We start from the raw sequence: 16877 nt of genomic DNA, 5'->3' as shown, positions 1-16877 counted from the left end.
GATCTTTCAGTAAACGGCAAAAAACAGCAGAAGGGTAGGCCTTGCGGCTTAACCTCGGCTGCATTGCTGCGTCATGCTGCTGGACGGCCCTTGGGGTGAGGGCCAGAAAAGAATGCTATTGGAAAAAGTCTCTATAAAGAATGTATGAGCAAATCAGGCGAGAGCAGGGCAGGCAGAGGGAGCGCCACACTTTTTGTTGATGAGACCGTTAGAGGCCGCTTCCATTTTTCGTCACCTGAAATTGCTTCTGAATTCGGTCCATGGGCGTACCGTCCTTAAGCGGCACTTTCTTCAGCGTGTTATAGGTACGGAACCCCATCTTCTCGTAGTACGCCAGCCCGCCAATGTTGTCGGCGCGGATGGTTGCGTTGATGATTTCGATATTGCGTTCTTTGGCTGCAGAACGTGTTGCGGCAAACAGGGCAGTGCCGACGCCTGGGATCTTCGGGTTCAGGCGCGCGAAAGTTCCGATATCGGCCCACCCCTTCGGCAAATCGCCGTAACGGCTGAGGAACTGAAAACCGGCGAGGCCGGACCCTGCCTGCGCCACATGGCAGATGAGGGCGAATTCGCCGGATATGAACCAGTCGGCCAAAAGTTCGGGCGAAAAGCGATCCTCGAGGGCAGTCGTGCCGCCCGCTTCGATGATTTCATTGATGAGCCCGCAGAGTTCATCGGCGTCATCAACCGTCGCGTTGCGAATAGTCAGTTGCGACATGCTCTTCCATCTCCTGATCGATCGCCCAAAATGAAAACGGCCCGGTTTCCCGAGCCGCTTCCTGATCTTGATGCCTGACGCTTAGATGAGCTTGGCGAAGGCAACAGCCGTGTCGGACATGCGGCTGGAGAAGCCCCACTCGTTGTCGTACCAGGACAGGACGCGCACGAAGTTGCCTTCCATGACCTTCGTCTGGTCGGTCGCGAAGATCGAGGAGTGGCTGTCGTGGTTGAAGTCACGGGAAACGAGCGGCTCATCGGTGTAACCGAGGATGCCCTTCAGCTTGCCGTTTGCGGCAGCCTTGATCGCTTCGTTGATTTCGCCGACCGTGGTGGCCTTCTTGGCAACGAACTTGAAATCGACGACCGAAACGTTCGGGGTCGGAACGCGGATCGAGGTGCCGTCGAGCTTGCCCTTGAGGTGCGGCAGAACGAGGCCGACGGCCTTGGCAGCACCCGTCGAGGTCGGGATCATCGAGAGAGCAGCAGCGCGGGCGCGATACAGGTCCTTGTGCATCGTATCGAGCGTCGGCTGGTCGCCGGTGTAGGAGTGGATAGTGGTCATGAAGCCGTGGTCGATGCCAACGGCGTCGTCGAGAATCTTCACGACCGGCACCAGGCAGTTGGTGGTGCAGGAGGCGTTGGAGATGACCAGATGCTCCTTGGTGAGCTGGTCATGGTTGACGCCGAAGACAACGGTCAGGTCAGCGCCGTCGGCAGGAGCCGAAACGATGACGCGCTTGGCACCAGCCGTCAGATGAGCAGCGGCCTTGTCGCGGGCGGTGAAGATGCCCGTGCATTCCATCGCGATGTCGACACCCAATTCCCTGTGGGGAAGGGTTGCCGGATCCTTGATCGCGGTGACCTTGATAGGCTTGCCGCCGCCGACCACGATCGTGTCGCCTTCGACCTTCACTTCGGCCGGGAACTTACCGTGGATGGAGTCGTAACGCAGCAGGTGGGCGTTGGTCTCGACCGGGCCGAGGTCGTTGATGGCGACGACTTCGATGTCCGTACGGCCGGATTCGACGATGGCGCGAAGAACGTTGCGGCCGATACGACCGAAACCGTTGATGGCAACCTTGACTGTCATGTTCATTCACTCCCTAGAGATTGGGATTGCGGATAATAGATGAGGAAGCGCCCGAAGGCACTCCCTTAAAGCTTGGCTTCTGCTGCTGCGACGACGGCGTCCGCCGTGATGCCGAAATGCTCGAACACCTTCTTGGCCGGGCCGGACGCGCCGAAACCCTTCATGCCGACGAAGGTGCCTTCCGGACCGATAAAGGCATCCCAGCCTTCGCGAACGGCGGCTTCGACGGCGATCTTGACCGGCGAGTTGCCGAGGATTTCCTTGCGGTAAGCCTCCGGCTGATCGAAGAAGAGTTCCGTGCAGGGAACGGAAACGACCCGGGTGCTGACACCCTTGCCTTCAAGCGTTGCACGGGCGGCAACGGCGAGTTCCACTTCCGAACCCGAGGCGAAGATCGTGACCTTGGCATCTGCGTTGCCGGCGAGCGTATAGGCGCCGAGTTCGCAGAGGTTCTTCTGATTATACTCGGTGCGGACGGTCGTCAGGTTTTGACGGGTCAGGGCCAGAGCGGACGGATGGTCCTTGCTCTTCATGGCGATCTGCCAGCATTCCGCGGTCTCGACTGCGTCGGCCGGGCGGAAGACACGCAGGTTCGGCACCGCACGCAGGCCGGCGATCTGTTCAACCGGCTGGTGCGTCGGCCCATCTTCGCCAACGCCGATCGAGTCATGGGTGAGCACGTGGATGACACGGATGCCCATGAGCGAGGCGAGGCGGATCGGTGGGCGGCAATAATCCGAGAAGATCATGAAGCCGCCGCCGTAAGGAATAAGACCGCCATGGAGTGCGATGCCGTTCATGGCAGAGGCCATGCCGTGCTCACGGATGCCCCAGTGCATATAGCGGCCGGCGAAATCCGTCGGCGTGATCGAATGCATCTGGCTGGTCTTGGTATTGTTCGACGGCGTCAGGTCAGCGGAGCCGCCGAGCGTTTCCGGCACGAAGCCGTTGATGACTTCGAGCGCATCTTCGGATGCCTTGCGGGAAGCGATCGTCGGCTTGGTTTCGGCAAGCTTCTTCTTGTAGTCGTCGATAGCCTTGTCGAAGCCTTCAGGCAGGTCACCGGCAAAACGACGGGTGAACTCGGCCTTGGCCGGCGACTTGGACAGCGTTTCTTCCCATGCCTTGACGATATTGTCAGAGCGGGTGCCGGCGGCGCGCCATGCGTCGAGGACGTCGGAGGGAACGACGAAGGGCTCGTATTCCCAGTTCAGCGCCTTGCGGGTGGCGGCGATTTCGTCGGCGCCGAGCGGGTTTCCGTGCACCTTGTGGGTGCCTTGCTTGTTCGGAGCGCCAAAGCCGATGACCGTCTTGCAGGCGATGAAGGTCGGACGGTCAGACTTGTGGGCGGCTTCGATCGCATCGGCGATGGCGGCCTGGTCGTGACCGTCAATCTCGATCGTGTTCCAATGAACGGCCTTGAAGCGAGCGACCTGATCGGTCGAGTCGGACAGGGAAACGGCGCCGTCGATGGTGATCGAGTTGTTGTCCCAGAAGAGGATCAGCTTGTTGAGCTTCAGGTGGCCGGCAAGCGCGATCGCTTCGTGGCTGATGCCTTCCATCAGGCAGCCGTCGCCATTGATGACGTAAGTGTAGTGGTCCTGCAATTCCGGACCAAACTCGTCGCGCAGCTTGCGCTCGGCGATCGCCATGCCGACGGCATTGGCAATGCCCTGGCCGAGCGGGCCAGTGGTCGTTTCGATGCCGGTGGCATGGCCATATTCCGGATGGCCGGCGGTCTTGGAGCCGAGCTGACGGAACTGCTTCAAGTCCTCGACCGACATGTCTGGATAGCCGGTCAAATAGAGAAGCGAGTAGAGCAGCATCGAGCCATGACCGGCAGAGAGAACAAAGCGGTCGCGGTTCGGCCAGTGCGGCTTCTGGGGATCGAAGCGGAGATATTTGGTAAAGAGGACAGTTGCCACATCCGCCATGCCCATCGGCATGCCCGGGTGGCCGGAATTCGCCTTTTCGACAGCATCCATGGAGAGGAAACGGATCGCATTCGCCATCCGGTCGTTTTGTTCGCGTGAGGTCATGGCTTTTCCGCTAGTTCCGGGTTTGAGGATGGCCTCGAGCCTGCCAAGACCATCAATGAGAGCGGTCGAGACATACCAGTTGGAACGGCCAAGTCAACAAAATGGAAGCCGTTTGGAGGCCGGGTGCGACGATTTTTGACATTTGACCGTCAAGTTTTACAAAAGACGAATCTTGTGTGACAGGCTTGTGTAAATCGCTCATCCACAGAATAGGGCAGGGGGTAGCCGAGGGGCTTTATTGACGCGCTCCAGCCTAGCTGCATATCCTCTTGAAAATACAGGGTCGGCGACAGAGGCCGATTCGCGGGTCTTGTGCGGGGAACCGGAAAAGACATGACGCCTAATGGCAACATCATCGAAGCTGCGCTTACGGAGCTCAAACAGGCAATCTCGGGCCTCGAGAATGCTGTCGACATGCGCATCGAGCGCCAGCGTGAGCAGGGCGAGATCGAAGGCGAAGTCCGCCGCGTGCATGCCGACCGCTCGCGCCTTGCCCAGGAGCTCGACCAGGCTGAATTCCGCGCGAACCGGCTGGAAGAGGTCAATCGCGAGGTTTCGCGGCGTCTGGTGACGGCGATGGAAACGATCCGCGCGGTTCTTGACCGCTAAGAGGACATGATGACATGGCGCAGGTAACGGTTACGATCGACGGCAAGGCCTATCGCATGGCCTGCGAAGAGGGGCAGGAAGATCATCTGACCGACCTCGCAGTTCGTTTCGACCGTTATGTCGGCCATCTCAAGGGTCAGTTCGGCGAAATCGGCGATCTCAGGATCACCGTCATGGCCGGCATCATGGTGATGGACGAGATCTCGGAGCTGACGCGACGTGTTGCCGGGCTGGAATCGGAGCTGGAGTCGCTCCGCAGCAACCGGGACACGGTAATTGCCGCCACCGCTCGCACGGAAGAAGGCATTGCAGTGGCGCTTTCGGAGGTCACGAGCCGTATTCAGGGCATTACCGACAAGCTGAACGGCCGTACGCCGGCCGAGCTTAATTAATTTGGGAGAGCGGTGCTGCCCCACTGGTGCGGTGCTGCAAATGTCCCTATATTCGCTCACGCGGTCTGTGCTTCTCGACAGGAACAATGAATCCTCGGGGCCATACCCGATCCTTAGGGAGCTGTCCCTGTCCGGGCTCGTGGGTCTGGACATACGGCGCCCACCTACTTTCGTAGGCGCCCAGGATCGAAAGTTTCCACCGGTTGTGTGGATCGCGCTTTATCTCTCGTCGGCGGGTTCTTCTTGGCCGGCGCTGATATTTCCCGACAAGTCCCGCTTTCAGTCGACTGGTGGTTCACTCCAGCCGGTGAGCTTTGCCCAGTCGTAGGCGCCCTCCATGATGATATCGAAAACCGGATCCTTGATATCGTAATAGGCTTCGGCATTGTCAGGGAAAAAGCCGGCGAGGCGTTGCTTGATCAGCCCGTAGGCTGCTGCCGCCGTCGGATGAGCGCGCAGGAAATCCCGGCATAAAAGCGGATAGCGCTGATTGAAGCGGCCCCTTTCACGAACATGGATATTCGCGGGCCGGCCCCTGTTTTTGAAATACAGCTTTCTCAGCTCGCCATCTGCCAGATCGAGACCTGGTGGACAGTGATCGGTTACGATCGAGCGGCTCTCGAACCCCTCGCGTTCGAACGCTGTTCTATCGACCAGCTCAAGAGCATCGACACTCACCTGGATGTCGATGATATCCTTTGCGACAAGTCCGGGCACGGCGGTGGAGCCGATATGATGGAGTGTGGCACCGGCGGGTGCTGCGCGCAGAATGGTCCGCTTCAAACTTGCGAAGTCGTCGGCCCAGCTTTGGCGCGGCGGATGGATTTCTATCGGCATGGAGCGCTCGCTATCGTTGAGCCGTGACAGGGGAATGACGGAGGTCTTCCTCAATGAATGTTCTCGACCAGGAAATCGATGAAGGCCCGGATACGTGCGGCAAGATGTTCGTGACCGGGATAAACGGCGTGAATGAGTTCGATATCTTCAGGATTATAGGTTTCCAATACGGGCACCAGCGTTCCGGCATCAATATCCGGCTGTACATGGAACTGACCGACACGAGAAAGGCCAAGGCCGGCGAGGCAAAGGCTGCGAGCCGTCGGTCCGTTGTTGGTTTCGAGGTTGCCAAAGACGGGTCTCGAGAAGCGGCCGCCATTTTCGGGATTGCGGAATGGCCATTCCTCAGAGGTCGAGCGGAAGCTGAAGGTCAGGCAGTTGTGACGATCGAGATCCTCAGGGCTTTCCGGGATGCCTTGCCGTTTCAGATAGCCGGGTGAGGCAACGATAACGCGGCGGCTTTCGAGGAGCTTGCGCGCCTTCAGTGAGGAATCGCGCAAGGCGCCCGAACGGATGGCGATGTCGGCGCGTTCGCCGATGATATCTATAATGCCATCGCTGAGCGCGAGGTCGAGGTCGACCTCGGGATAAAGCTTCAGGAAATCGGGCACCAGCGGCACGATGTAGCGAACGCCGAAGGCGACCGAGGTGCTCACGCGCAGGCGTCCCCGAGCCACCGTCGTGCCGCCTGCTGCGACGGCGCGTTCCGTTTCCTCGATGTCGGCGAGGATGCGTCGGGAGCGTTCGAGATAGATTTCGCCCTCTGGCGTCAGTTGCAGGGCGCGGGTCGTGCGCACCAGAAGACGCGTGCCGAGACGGTCCTCGAGCCGGGTGACGAGCTTGCTGACGGCGGAGGGCGAAAGCTTGAGCTTGCGGCCAGCGGCCGAGAAGCTTTGCAGTTCGGCCACCTGCACGAAGACATCCATCTCGCCGATGCGGTTATCCATCCGTTTCCTATCTTGAATTCAATTCACAACTGTTGAGCTATTATAGGCAATTATCGAGGAAGTGCGCCACGCCCATATTCCGACCCGAACAAGAACCAATCATCGGGTCACTCTCATGCCACTCGCTCTCTTTGCATTGACGATTGCGGCTTACGCGATCGGCACGACGGAATTCGTCATCGTCGGCCTGCTGCCGACGGTTGCCACCGACCTTCACATCACCCTGCCGCTCGCCGGCCTCATCGTCAGCGTCTATGCGTTGGGCGTTACCTTCGGCGCACCGATCCTGACGGCGTTGACCGGACGGATCGAGCGCAAGCCGCTCATGCTTGGGCTGATGGCGCTCTTTATTATCGGTCACATCATCGCGGCGCTCAGCCCCGGTTATGAAGTGCTGCTGATTGCCCGCGTCGTCTCGGCCTTTGCGCACGGCGTCTTCTTTTCCGTCGGTTCCACCATCGCTGCCGATCTTGTGCCGGAGAACCGAAGGGCGTCGGCTATTGCGATGATGTTCATGGGCCTGACGGTTGCGATCGTCACCGGCGTTCCGCTCGGCACGTTCATTGGCCAGACTTTCGGCTGGCGCACCACCTTTGCTGCCGTTGCCGGTCTCGGTATCGTTGCCTTCGCAGCCATTGCCTTCCTGCTGCCCTCGAACCTCAAGAAGGCTCCGCCGGCCAGCATCGGTGAACAGATCCGCGTACTTGCCACGGGGCGGCTGCTTCTCGTTTACGCCATGACGGCACTCGGTTATGGCGGCACTTTTGTTGCCTTCACCTTCCTTGCGCCGATCCTTGAGCAAGTTACCGGTTTTGCCTCCTCGGCCGTCGGCCTGATCCTGATGCTCTATGGCGTGGCGATTGCCGTCGGCAACGTCGTCGGCGGGCGCATCTCCAACCGTGATCCGGTCAAGGCTCTGACCTTCCTGTTCATCGCTCAAGCACTCGTGCTGGTGCTCTTTGGCTTCACCGCTGTCTCGCCCTGGCTGACGATCCCGACGCTTGCAATCCTCGGCTTCCTGTCCTTCGCCAATGTGCCCGGCCTGCAGCTCTATGTCGTGCAGCTTGCACGTCAGCTGCAGCCGAACGCCGTCGATGTCGCCTCGGCGCTCAATATCGCCGCCTTCAACCTCGGCATCGCCATGGGCGCCTGGATCGGCGGTCTGGTCGTCGAATCCCGCTTCGGGCTAGGCGCCACGCCCTTCGTTGCTGCCGCGCTCGTCACCGTTGCCCTAGGCCTCACCATCAGGAGCGGTGCGCTCGACCGCCGCTCCATCCCGAATGCTGCCGCTGCCTGCAGCGCGGCCTGATCTCTCCGACTTGAAAGGAAACAGCATGAAATTCGTCAGCGCCAATGGYGCCTCCATCCCGGCCCTCGGCTTTGGCACGTTCCGCGTGCCGGGACCCGACGCCGAACGCATGGTCTCCCGCGTGCTCGTCAATGGCTATCGCCACATCGACACCGCGCAGATCTACGGCAACGAGGCCGAGGTCGGCGAAGGTATTCGCCGCTCCGGCGTCGCTCGCGGCGATATCTTCCTGACGACCAAGGTCTGGGTCGAGAACTACAAGCGTGATGCCTTCCTTGCGTCGGTCGACGAGAGCCTGAAGAAGTTGAAGACTGATTATGTCGACCTTCTGCTGCTTCATTGGCCGAACCAGGCCGTACCACTCGCCGAGCAGATCGGCGCACTGAACGAAGTGGCGAAGGCGGGCAAGGTGCGCCATATCGGCGTGTCGAACTTCAATACCGATCTGATGCGGGAGGCCGTCAAGCTCAGTAGTCTGCCAGTCGTGACGAACCAGGTGGAGTATCATCCCTATATCGATCAAACGCCGGTGCTGCGCGCTGCAAAGCAGCTCGATATGTCGGTGACGGCCTATTACGCCATGGCTGACGGCAAGGTGTTCGAGGATGCAACGCTCAAGACGATTGCTGCCAAGCATGGCAGGTCGATCGCGCAGATTGTACTGCGCTGGATCGTGCAGCAGGATTTGATCGCGCTTTCCAAGACAGTCTCGGAACAGCGCGCGCGGGAGAATGCGGCGATCTTCGATTTCGAACTCTCTTCCGATGAGATGTCCGCAATCCATGCGCTGGCGAACCCCGATGGTCGCATCGTCAGCCCGGAAGGGTTGGCTCCCGCCTGGGATAAGGCAGCTTGAGAACGGGCGCTTCGGCGCCCGTTTCCCTATCGGCTAGAGCTGAAGCGAGCGCGGCGATGTCTGCAATTATCGCCGGTTCTTCTTGTGCATACGGGCCTGCCTCGCGGTCCGTATCAGCGGCGCTGTAGCGGGTAAGGCCCATCCTCGAAATTCTGGTCGTGGTAACCCTTTGCGCCGACGAGAAGAGCGAGCGGACTTCTCCATTCCCTGCCGTCGCGCAGGCAATCGAGCAGGTGTCGAAAGTCGTACTTCGGGCGCCAGCCAAGTTCCTGTCGGGCCAGCGCATTGACATAGACGCGGTCGAAGTGCGGAAACATCGTCCATCCGCGCGCCGCGTAAAGTGCGGCCATGTCGGGGAAAAGGCGCTCCGCCGTCACGCGCGCATCACGGCGCAGGTCGGCGAGATCGGCTTCGGTGAAGGGTGCCGTCGCTGAAATGATATAACGACCGAAGCCGATGGACGGCGCTCTTTCCAGTGCCAGCAAATGGGCGTCGACCACATCCTCGATATCGACGCGCCGATAAAGCAACTCGTTGGCCTGTGAGTTGTCGGCGGAGTAGCGGTTGCGAATATCGGGATCGTCGTCATCTTCCGGGAAGAATCGCGAAGTCCTCAAAACGACGACGGGCAGTGACATGGTGCGCGCGAAGAGCTCGCAGATGCCTTCGGCTGCGACCTTCGTAACGCCGTAGATATTTCGGGCAACGGGCAGAACATCTTCGGTGATCCAGGCGGCCGGTTCGCCTGGGGTCGGGCGCAGGGCCGCTCCGAAAGCACTGGTGGTGCTGGTGAAAACGAAGCTTGTTACGCCTACCGCGACTGCCTGCTCGAGAAGGTTCATCGTGCCTGCGACGTTGGTGTCGATGAAATCCTTGTTGGCGTGTGTTCCGACATGCGGCTTGTGCAGCGTGGCGGCGTGGATAATGGCGGTGATGCCTGTCATCGCACGGCGGATGAAATCGGGATCGGTAATCGATCCGGTCATATCGGTAAAAGGCGAGGGTTTGATATCGATGCCGCGGACCCGACGGCCTTGATCCCTCAAGGTGCGCATCAGCGCTTCGCCCAGATGGCCTGTGCTTCCCGTCACCAGTATTGTCATTCTGCGTCTCCGGACAGTTGGTGACGGACGCTAACAAAGGCCGCTCTCGCGGGACAACGCATAATTTATGCAGCGGAATGCAGGAAATCTGCAGGCTCAGTCGAGTGTCGTAACCAATCGTGCGGCGCTGCCGTCAGCCAGGAAGATGCGCTCCCACAATAGCTGCCCGGCCACGATGGGCAGGTGCGGATTATCGTTTGCGCCCGTCTCCAGTGTCAGCGAATTCATTTGGCCTTCATGCCAGCCGAGGCCGGCGAGTTCGCCCTCTGTCTTCACGATTTCCTGCGACGCATAGGAGAGCAAAGACCTGTCCAGGAGATCGGAGACCGGCAGGCGCCATTCGCTCTGCCGTACACTGGAGACTGCGAGAAGCCGGTGGGTGCGGTCGCAGATAAGATGAACCTTGCTCCGGGAATGTTCGACGAGACGTTTCAACGCGGCATCGGCGGAGGATGATTTGCTTGCGAAGATGCTTTCCAGCCGTGTTGCCTGAGCAACGGTGACTGGCAGGATGCCGCGCTCCCAGCGGGAGACGGTTGCCTGATTGACAGCAAGCAATTCCGCCAGATGTTCCTGCTTCATCTTGCGCAGTTGGCGCATGCGACGGATGGCAGATCCGGATATCAGCATGGTTCCTCTCCCTCTAGTTGCCGCAGCAAGCTAGTGCGACGGACCCTCGAGGTCGCTCTTCAGCCGGTCGAGAATCGACAGTGCATGGCCTGCATAGGCGCTGATCCAGCGGTCGTGAATCTGTTTGATCGGCAGGCTGTTCAGATGGTTCCAGCGCTCTCGGCCCTCCTTCCTGGCAATCACCAGATCGGCTTCCTCCAGCACCTTCAGATGCTGCATGACCGTGCAGCGATCCATCTCGGGGAATGCTTCGCAAAGCGCGCCCGTCGTGCGCGGTTCTTCCTTCAGAAGATCGAGAATATCGCGGCGGCGGGGATGCGCCAGCGCCTTGAAAATGGGGTCATCGTCCGATTCACTTGACATGTTATGTTTTTATAACATAATTGGATCAGACACAATGGAGAAGAGGAGGAAGTCGCATGTCCCTCAATATTCGCGTCTCGGGCCGCATCGGCCGCCCGGTGGCTGATGTTTTCGATGCCGTCGTCAATCCAAAGAAGCTCTCGAGCTACTTCACCACCGTGGGCGGGGCGAGCGCGCCCCTGGTTGAGGGCACGACGGTGACCTGGTGGAAAGACGTGCCGGTCGAGGTGGTCGAGCTTGTGCCCGACAGCAAGATCGTGCTGCGATGGGATGGCGCCACGGACGAGGAGAAGAAGGCTTACAAGACCCTCGTAGAGATGAATTTCAAGCCGCTTGATGACGGTGGCACGATGGTGACCATCGCCGAGGATGGTTGGCGTGAGGATGAGCCGGGGCGGCGCGGAACCTACCAGAATCTCGAGGGCTGGACGCAGATGTTCTGCTGCATGAAGGCCTTTGTCGAATACGGCATCAATCTGCGCGAAGGCATGTTCCTCAGCGAAATGCGGGGTGAGCAGGCCAAGGCGCAGGAAGGTTGAGGGGGAGCGTCATGAACGATCTGATCTACGGCGGCGTCGACGTCGCGATGAAGGTTCCGCCGCATCAGTATGAAGCCACCGTTTCCTTCTACCGCGACATTGTGAAGCTGAAGGAAATTGAAGGAGACGATGTTTCCTTCGAGCTTGGGCCGATCCGGCTTTGGATCGACCGGGTGGCGACCATGAGCCAGGCCGAGCTTTGGCTGGAATTCATGACGCCGGATTTCGAGCGTGCTGCAGAGTATCTGGAAAAGGCCGGTGTCCCGCGCTGCGATGCCATAGAGCCACTGCCACCCAATCTTCGCGGCGGCTGGATCCTCAACCCCACAGGCATTGTCCATCTGGTACGGGAGACCAGCCGCAATTAGGCGATGCAGCTGAAACCAATGCCGAGCTGGATCGTGTAGCCGCCGACGAGGCGGCTATATCTCTGTTGGAGGGTTGGAATTGCGCTCCAAAGACGGCAGATTGCTACCTGCGGAAGGCATAGCCCCGCGCAAGGTGTAGCAGACGCACTCGCCTTTGTGACAGAGACTTCGCTTGCCTGTCACGATGCCGGTGCTAATTTCCGGAATCATATCGATTAAATCCCAGGAGATTTCAGATGCAGCTTGGCATGGTAGGTTTGGGCCGTATGGGCAATTACATGGTCCAGCGCTTGATGCGGGGCGGCCACGAATGTGTGGTCTATGACGCCAAGCCGGAAAGCGTCGCCGATCTTGTTGGGCTCGGTGCCGAAGGCAGCGGCTCGCTCGAAGAATTCGTTTCGAAGCTTGCCCGTCCGCGTGCAGTCTGGCTGATGCTGCCGGCTGCGATTACCGACAAGGTTATCGCCTCGATCGTTCCGCTGCTCCATGACGGCGATATCCTGATCGACGGCGGCAACTCCTACTATCATGACGACATCCGCCGCGGCGCCGAGCTCATCACCAAGGGCATCCACTACGTCGACGTCGGCACCAGCGGCGGCGTGTTCGGCCTCGAGCGCGGCTATTGCCTGATGATCGGTGGCGAGAAGGGCATCGTGCAGCATCTGACGCCCATCTTCGCAGCGCTGGCGCCAGGCGCGGGCACGGCGGAAAACTCGCCGAACCGCACGCCCGAAGCTGCAGCTCTCAGCACCGCCGAGCAGGGCTTCCTTCATTGCGGACCGCATGGCGCAGGCCACTTCGTCAAGATGGTCCATAACGGCATCGAATACGGTCTGATGGCCGCTTATGCCGAAGGCCTCAACATCCTGAAGCACGCCAATGTCGGCGCCCTGACGCATGAGGCCGATGCCGAGACGGCTCCGCTCTCCCATCCGGAATTCTACCAGTACGATTTCAATCTGCCGGAAGTTGCGGAAGTCTGGCGCCGCGGCAGCGTCATCACCTCGTGGCTGCTCGATCTGACGGCCGATGCGCTGCACAAGGACCCGGTGCTTACTCAGTATGCCGGCCGCGTTTCGGACTCCGGCGAGGGCCGCTGGACGATCATGGCGGCGATCGATGAAAGCGTGCCGACGCCGGTACTCAGCGCTGCCCTTCACGGCCGCTTCTCCTCGCGCGACCAGGACGAATTCGCCAACAAGGTGCTTTCGGCCATGCGTGCCGGCTTCGGCGGTCATGCCGAGAAACCACATAAGTAGAGCAAGCGCATTTCTCATGTCAGCCGCCGGCCGCAAGGCAGGCGGCTTTCTTTTTGCCGGTATTCAGCTAAACCGTTTGTTCGTCTGGCTTTTCCGTTGTGGCACTTGCATAAAAGCCTGACCTGTAACATCGGAGGCGGGCATGCGGCGAATTTCTGCGATCGGCATCTGCAGCATCATGATGCTGTTTTCTCTTTTCGGCGCCGTTTCCGCACAAACGACGCCGGCAGCCTCCACCGACGTTGCGCCGCCGCCTGCCCAGGTGCGGCAGATGATGGAGCTGATGCAGACGCCGGAGGTCAAGCAATGGATGGCGACGCAAATGGCGGCGCCTGCTGCCTCGACCGACAATAACGAGGAAATGTCGATATTGTCGGGCCGCCTCCAGCACGCCCGCCGGCATATCGCCATGGTCTCGGGTGCTGCAATGACATTGCCATCCGAAATCACGCGGGCCTCATCGCTCTTCTGGGGCGAGTTGGGAGCCGCGGGTTCGCTGCGCATGGCCGCACAATTTCTGGCTATCCTCGTCACCGGTTTTGTCGTCGAAATCCTGGTGCGACGGGCCGTGCGCGAAAGGCGGGAGCGGGCGGCGCAAATGACGGGCACGCGGCTTGCTGCGCGCGTCATTCCGGCCATTGTCTTCGGCCTTGCCACCGGGCTTGCGTTGATCAGCTTCAACTGGCCGCCGATCAGCCTGAATATCGCGATTGCCATTGCGGTCGCTGTCGTCGTGCAGCGCTTCGCTGTTTCCATCGGCGGTGTCATCGTCGATCTCGTCACCCTGCCGCGCGGCGAGGGAGAGACGGTTGCGGTCGATCCGGCGGTCGCACGATTCTGGTTTCGTCGCTGCATTCTGTTCGTCATCTATTTCGTCTTCGGCTGGGCCGTTCTCCAATCGATGGAACCGCTCGGCTATTCGATGGCTACACGCTATCTGGTCGGCTATGTGCTTGGGATCGGCCTATTCCTGATCGCTACGGAAGCGGTCTGGTCGCGACCGGGCAATGAAACGCGGCGCAGTCATGCTGCTACCTGGTTGTTGACCCTCTATTTCGCCCTGCTCTGGGGCATCTGGGTCCTGAGCTTCGATTGGCTTCTCTGGGTCTGCATCTATCTCATACTGTTGCCACGGGTACTTGCCGTCTCGACGCTCGCAGTCAAATCCTTCCACCAGGCCGAAGCCGGTTTCCTTGCCAAGCGCCATATCGCGACCGTTTTGCTCGATCGCGGTGTAAGGGCTCTGATCATCGCCCTTGCCGCGATCTGGCTCGGACGCATGCTCGGCGTCGAAACCGCTGCGATGATGACGTCAAACGAGACGATGATCGACCGGGTGGCGCGCGGCACGATCGGCGGCATTGTCATCCTGCTTGCGGCCGATCTGCTCTGGCATCTGGTCAAGGCCTATATCGACGGCAAGCTTCTGGATTCACCCACTGACGGTACGGTCAGCGATGAGGAAAAAGTCAAGCGTGCCCGTCTGCAGACGCTCCTGCCGATCTTCCGCAACATCCTTGCCGTCGTCATCGTCGTGATCGCCATCCTCATGGTGCTCTCAGGTCTCGGCATTGAGATCGGGCCATTGATTGCGGGTGCCGGTGTTGTTGGCGTTGCGGTTGGTTTCGGCGCGCAGACGATCGTCAAGGATGTCATCAGTGGCATGTTCTATCTGTGGGACGATGCTTTTCGTGTCGGTGAATATATCGAAAGCGGCAGCCACAAGGGCGTGGTCGAGGCCTTCAGCCTGCGTTCCGTCAAACTCCGCCATCACCGCGGGCCGCTGACCACGGTGCCTTTCGGCGAACTTGGGGCCGTCAAAAACCTCAACCGCGACTGGACGATCGACAAGATCAGCCTGAATGTCACTTATGATACGGACCTCGTGAAGACGAAGAAGATCATCAAGCAGATCGGCCAGCAACTTCTCGATAACCCGGAATGGGGTCCGAATATCATCGAAACTTTGAAGATGAAGGGTGTCGAACAGTTCGGCGAATTCGCAATCGAGATCCGGCTCTCGATGATGACAAAGCCCGGCGAGCAGTTCGTCATCCGCCGCAATGCGCTGGCGATGATCCGCAACGCCTTCAAGGAAAACGGCATCGAATTCGCCGTTCCGACGGTGCAGGTCGCCGGCGAGCGTGACATTGATGCGAGTGTCGCTGCGGCGCGCTACGCGGTACAAGCCCATGCCGGGGGCGAACCGGCGGCCTGATCTTCCAATGCAAGGCAGAGCTTACGAAATTGCAATGCGATCACGCCTGTGCGCTGCGCAAATTTGCCCCAATTGGGGATGAAGGAGGCGGCAAGTGCGCGGGTGTGGGTAGCCGCAACATGGTTCATAGAGCTTGCATGTTGCGTATGTTACGTCTCTCAGAAGAGATTCCCGCCAAATTGGCAATTGCAGCAGGTAATAAATGTCGGGTCACGGCAAGTTGGAAGAGAATTCAGAGACGGAAGAGGGTTTTTCCGTCGGCGCAGTTTTCCGGCGCTATCGCACGCCTCTGACGGCTCTTGCCACGCTCCTCATTTTGCCCTCGGCAACCCGGCCGAGCTCGATCCTGCTCGCCTTGCTCTTCACGGCGCTGAGCTTTCTGGCACTCGTTTTCTACGATCTCAACGCCATCGACTATATCGGCAAGCGGCTGCCTTTTCCGCATGTCGCGCTCACCGCCTTCAGCGCCTATGCGGTCGGCAATACTGCCGGTTTCGGTGCATTGTCAGGCGGGGCGATCCGTTACCGTGCCTATACGAGGCTTGGGATTTCGCCTGARGATATCGGCCGGATCATTGCTTTCGTGACGTTGTCTTTCGGCCTCGGCCTTGCGGCTGTGGCTGCAATCGCGCTTCTCGTTATTGCCGATGAGATTGCRCCGCTGATCAATGTCAGCGGCCTGTGGCTTCGGATCGTCGCGGCGGTCATCCTGGCGATCCTCGGCTCTCTCATGATTGTCGGTCGCGAGGGCAGGGTGATCGAAATCGGTTCGATCGCGCTTCGCCTGCCGGATTCGCGCACCTGGTCGCGCCAGTTCCTGGTGACCGCATTCGATATCGCGGCTTCCGCCTCGGTGCTCTACGTGCTCCTGCCTCAAACGGCGATCGGTTGGCCGGTGTTTCTGGCGGTCTACGCGATTGCCGTCGGRCTTGGCGTGCTGAGCCATGTGCCGGCGGGYCTTGGCGTTTTTGAAACCGTCATCATCGCCTCGCTCGGYAGCGCGGTGAACATTGATGCCGTTCTCGGCTCACTGGTTCTTTATCGCCTGATCTATCACGTCTTGCCGCTGCTGATCGCCATCCTTGCGGTGTCGGCGACCGAGCTTCGCCGCTTCGTGGATCATCCTGCGGCGTCCAGTGTGCGGCGCATCGGCGGGCGGCTGATGCCGCAGCTTCTTTCGGCACTGGCGCTGCTTCTGGGCGTCATGCTGATCTTTTCGAGTGTGACGCCGACGCCCGATCAGAACCTCGAATTTCTCTCCAACTATCTGCCGCTGCCAATTGTCGAAGGTGCGCATTTCCTCTCCAGCCTGCTCGGGCTTGCCCTTGTCGTTGCGGCCCGCGGCCTTGGCCAGCGGCTCGATGGTGCCTGGTGGGTTGCGGTATTTTCCGCCGTTGCTGCCCTGACGCTTTCGCTGCTGAAAGCGATTGCGCTTGTCGAAGCGGCTGTCCTGGCCTTTCTGGTTTTCGGCCTCTTTGTTAGTCGCCGACTTTTCACCCGTCATGCTTCGCTTCTCAACCAGGCGATGACGACATCCTGGCTGACGGCGATTGCCGTGATCATTGTCGGAGCTGTCGTTATCCTGCTCTCTTCGT

General features: G+C 59.8%; 17 protein-coding genes and 1 other RNA gene. 10 read left to right on the top strand and 8 right to left on the bottom strand.

All coding sequences use genetic code 11. From position 1 onward, the window contains the following. Positions 1–208: 208 nt before the first annotated feature. The 3 genes from AC1DF8_RS18870 to tkt form a co-directional block, all read right to left on the bottom strand. A complete protein-coding gene (locus tag AC1DF8_RS18870; RefSeq protein WP_112968836.1) occupies positions 209–718 on the bottom strand; it encodes a GNAT family N-acetyltransferase in 510 nt (169 codons plus the stop codon). A gap of 81 nt (positions 719–799) precedes the next feature. Continuing rightward, complete coding sequence (gap, locus tag AC1DF8_RS18865) at positions 800–1810, bottom strand: type I glyceraldehyde-3-phosphate dehydrogenase (RefSeq protein ID WP_112545061.1); 1011 nt, start codon at positions 1808–1810, stop codon at positions 800–802. A 65-nt stretch (positions 1811–1875) separates the two neighbouring features. After that, complete coding sequence (gene tkt, locus AC1DF8_RS18860; protein WP_112545049.1) at positions 1876–3849, bottom strand: transketolase; 1974 nt, start codon at positions 3847–3849, stop codon at positions 1876–1878. A gap of 333 nt (positions 3850–4182) precedes the next feature. Here tkt and AC1DF8_RS18855 point away from each other — a divergent pair, with 333 nt between their 5' ends. The 3 genes from AC1DF8_RS18855 to ssrS all read left to right on the top strand — a co-directional run bounded on the left by AC1DF8_RS18855 (position 4183) and on the right by ssrS (position 5068). Beyond that, complete coding sequence (locus AC1DF8_RS18855; RefSeq protein WP_112545050.1) at positions 4183–4458, top strand: DUF4164 domain-containing protein; 276 nt, start codon at positions 4183–4185, stop codon at positions 4456–4458. Positions 4459–4472: 14 nt separating this feature from the next. Continuing rightward, on the top strand, positions 4473–4850 hold the full coding sequence (locus tag AC1DF8_RS18850; RefSeq protein ID WP_113015555.1) for a cell division protein ZapA: 378 nt from the start codon (positions 4473–4475) through the stop codon (positions 4848–4850). A gap of 59 nt (positions 4851–4909) precedes the next feature. Then, positions 4910–5068: non-coding RNA, 6S RNA (ssrS, locus tag AC1DF8_RS18845), on the top strand. 61 nt (positions 5069–5129) lie between these two features. On the opposite strand, the gene AC1DF8_RS18840 is transcribed toward ssrS, so the two are convergent. Both AC1DF8_RS18840 and AC1DF8_RS18835 read right to left on the bottom strand, forming a co-directional pair. Further along, a complete protein-coding gene (locus tag AC1DF8_RS18840; RefSeq protein ID WP_478154434.1) occupies positions 5130–5741 on the bottom strand; it encodes a GrpB family protein in 612 nt (203 codons plus the stop codon). Beyond that, the gene (locus AC1DF8_RS18835) at positions 5738–6634 is read right to left on the bottom strand and encodes a LysR family transcriptional regulator (protein ID WP_113205852.1); all 897 of its coding nucleotides are present in this window, start codon (positions 6632–6634) and stop codon (positions 5738–5740) included. The genes AC1DF8_RS18840 and AC1DF8_RS18835 overlap by 4 nt, the downstream gene beginning before the upstream one ends. 115 nt (positions 6635–6749) lie before the next feature. Between AC1DF8_RS18835 and AC1DF8_RS18830 the strand changes: the two genes are divergently transcribed. Both AC1DF8_RS18830 and AC1DF8_RS18825 read left to right on the top strand, forming a co-directional pair. Continuing rightward, positions 6750–7943 (top strand): MFS transporter, encoded by a 1194-nt coding sequence (locus AC1DF8_RS18830; RefSeq protein ID WP_113116171.1) that lies wholly within the window; start codon positions 6750–6752, stop codon positions 7941–7943. Positions 7944–7968: 25 nt separating this feature from the next. Next, positions 7969–8799 (top strand): aldo/keto reductase, encoded by an 831-nt coding sequence (locus tag AC1DF8_RS18825; RefSeq protein ID WP_478154433.1) that lies wholly within the window; start codon positions 7969–7971, stop codon positions 8797–8799. A 113-nt stretch (positions 8800–8912) separates the two neighbouring features. Here AC1DF8_RS18825 and AC1DF8_RS18820 read toward each other — a convergent pair whose 3' ends face one another. The 3 genes from AC1DF8_RS18820 to AC1DF8_RS18810 form a co-directional block, all read right to left on the bottom strand. After that, the gene (locus AC1DF8_RS18820) at positions 8913–9902 is read right to left on the bottom strand and encodes an NAD-dependent epimerase/dehydratase family protein (protein ID WP_478154432.1); all 990 of its coding nucleotides are present in this window, start codon (positions 9900–9902) and stop codon (positions 8913–8915) included. A gap of 96 nt (positions 9903–9998) precedes the next feature. Next, a complete protein-coding gene (locus tag AC1DF8_RS18815; RefSeq protein WP_478154431.1) occupies positions 9999–10532 on the bottom strand; it encodes a helix-turn-helix domain-containing protein in 534 nt (177 codons plus the stop codon). Between the two features lie 30 nt (positions 10533–10562). After that, positions 10563–10895 carry an ArsR/SmtB family transcription factor gene (locus tag AC1DF8_RS18810; protein WP_478154430.1) on the bottom strand — a complete coding sequence of 111 codons (333 nt, stop codon included), beginning with the start codon at positions 10893–10895 and terminating at the stop codon, positions 10563–10565. A gap of 56 nt (positions 10896–10951) precedes the next feature. Here AC1DF8_RS18810 and AC1DF8_RS18805 point away from each other — a divergent pair, with 56 nt between their 5' ends. The 5 genes from AC1DF8_RS18805 to AC1DF8_RS18785 form a co-directional block, all read left to right on the top strand. Continuing rightward, positions 10952–11434, top strand: coding sequence for an SRPBCC domain-containing protein (locus AC1DF8_RS18805; protein WP_183850663.1), 483 nt, complete (start codon positions 10952–10954; stop codon positions 11432–11434). An 11-nt stretch (positions 11435–11445) separates the two neighbouring features. Then, positions 11446–11802: a VOC family protein gene (locus tag AC1DF8_RS18800; protein ID WP_112968845.1), complete on the top strand. Its 357-nt coding sequence runs from the start codon at positions 11446–11448 to the stop codon at positions 11800–11802. Between the two features lie 236 nt (positions 11803–12038). Next, the gene (gene gnd, locus AC1DF8_RS18795; protein WP_112968846.1) at positions 12039–13064 is read left to right on the top strand and encodes a phosphogluconate dehydrogenase (NAD(+)-dependent, decarboxylating); all 1026 of its coding nucleotides are present in this window, start codon (positions 12039–12041) and stop codon (positions 13062–13064) included. Positions 13065–13206: 142 nt separating this feature from the next. Further along, positions 13207–15282: a mechanosensitive ion channel family protein gene (locus tag AC1DF8_RS18790; protein ID WP_183890036.1), complete on the top strand. Its 2076-nt coding sequence runs from the start codon at positions 13207–13209 to the stop codon at positions 15280–15282. A 202-nt stretch (positions 15283–15484) separates the two neighbouring features. Next, the coding region (locus tag AC1DF8_RS18785) for a putative bifunctional lysylphosphatidylglycerol flippase/synthetase (protein WP_478154429.1) at positions 15485–16877 on the top strand (1393 nt) is incomplete at its 3' end.

The organism is Rhizobium sp. 05N49 (assembly GCF_056396805.1).
This window is presented reverse-complemented; position numbering and strand designations above follow the sequence as displayed.

What these genes read in the sequence shown, in the direction of transcription:
- AC1DF8_RS18870 (WP_112968836.1), bottom strand. Translation starts at nt 718, where the DNA reads ATGTCGCAACTGACTATTCGCAACGCGACGGTTGATGACGCCGATGAA.
- gap (WP_112545061.1), bottom strand. Translation starts at nt 1,810, where the DNA reads ATGACAGTCAAGGTTGCCATCAACGGTTTCGGTCGTATCGGCCGCAAC.
- tkt (WP_112545049.1), bottom strand. Translation starts at nt 3,849, where the DNA reads ATGACCTCACGCGAACAAAACGACCGGATGGCGAATGCGATCCGTTTC.
- AC1DF8_RS18855 (WP_112545050.1), top strand. Translation starts at nt 4,183, where the DNA reads ATGACGCCTAATGGCAACATCATCGAAGCTGCGCTTACGGAGCTCAAA.
- AC1DF8_RS18850 (WP_113015555.1), top strand. Translation starts at nt 4,473, where the DNA reads ATGGCGCAGGTAACGGTTACGATCGACGGCAAGGCCTATCGCATGGCC.
- AC1DF8_RS18835 (WP_113205852.1), bottom strand. Translation starts at nt 6,634, where the DNA reads ATGGATAACCGCATCGGCGAGATGGATGTCTTCGTGCAGGTGGCCGAA.
- AC1DF8_RS18830 (WP_113116171.1), top strand. Translation starts at nt 6,750, where the DNA reads ATGCCACTCGCTCTCTTTGCATTGACGATTGCGGCTTACGCGATCGGC.
- AC1DF8_RS18820 (WP_478154432.1), bottom strand. Translation starts at nt 9,902, where the DNA reads ATGACAATACTGGTGACGGGAAGCACAGGCCATCTGGGCGAAGCGCTG.
- AC1DF8_RS18815 (WP_478154431.1), bottom strand. Translation starts at nt 10,532, where the DNA reads ATGCTGATATCCGGATCTGCCATCCGTCGCATGCGCCAACTGCGCAAG.
- AC1DF8_RS18810 (WP_478154430.1), bottom strand. Translation starts at nt 10,895, where the DNA reads ATGTCAAGTGAATCGGACGATGACCCCATTTTCAAGGCGCTGGCGCAT.
- AC1DF8_RS18805 (WP_183850663.1), top strand. Translation starts at nt 10,952, where the DNA reads ATGTCCCTCAATATTCGCGTCTCGGGCCGCATCGGCCGCCCGGTGGCT.
- AC1DF8_RS18800 (WP_112968845.1), top strand. Translation starts at nt 11,446, where the DNA reads ATGAACGATCTGATCTACGGCGGCGTCGACGTCGCGATGAAGGTTCCG.
- gnd (WP_112968846.1), top strand. Translation starts at nt 12,039, where the DNA reads ATGCAGCTTGGCATGGTAGGTTTGGGCCGTATGGGCAATTACATGGTC.
- AC1DF8_RS18790 (WP_183890036.1), top strand. Translation starts at nt 13,207, where the DNA reads ATGCGGCGAATTTCTGCGATCGGCATCTGCAGCATCATGATGCTGTTT.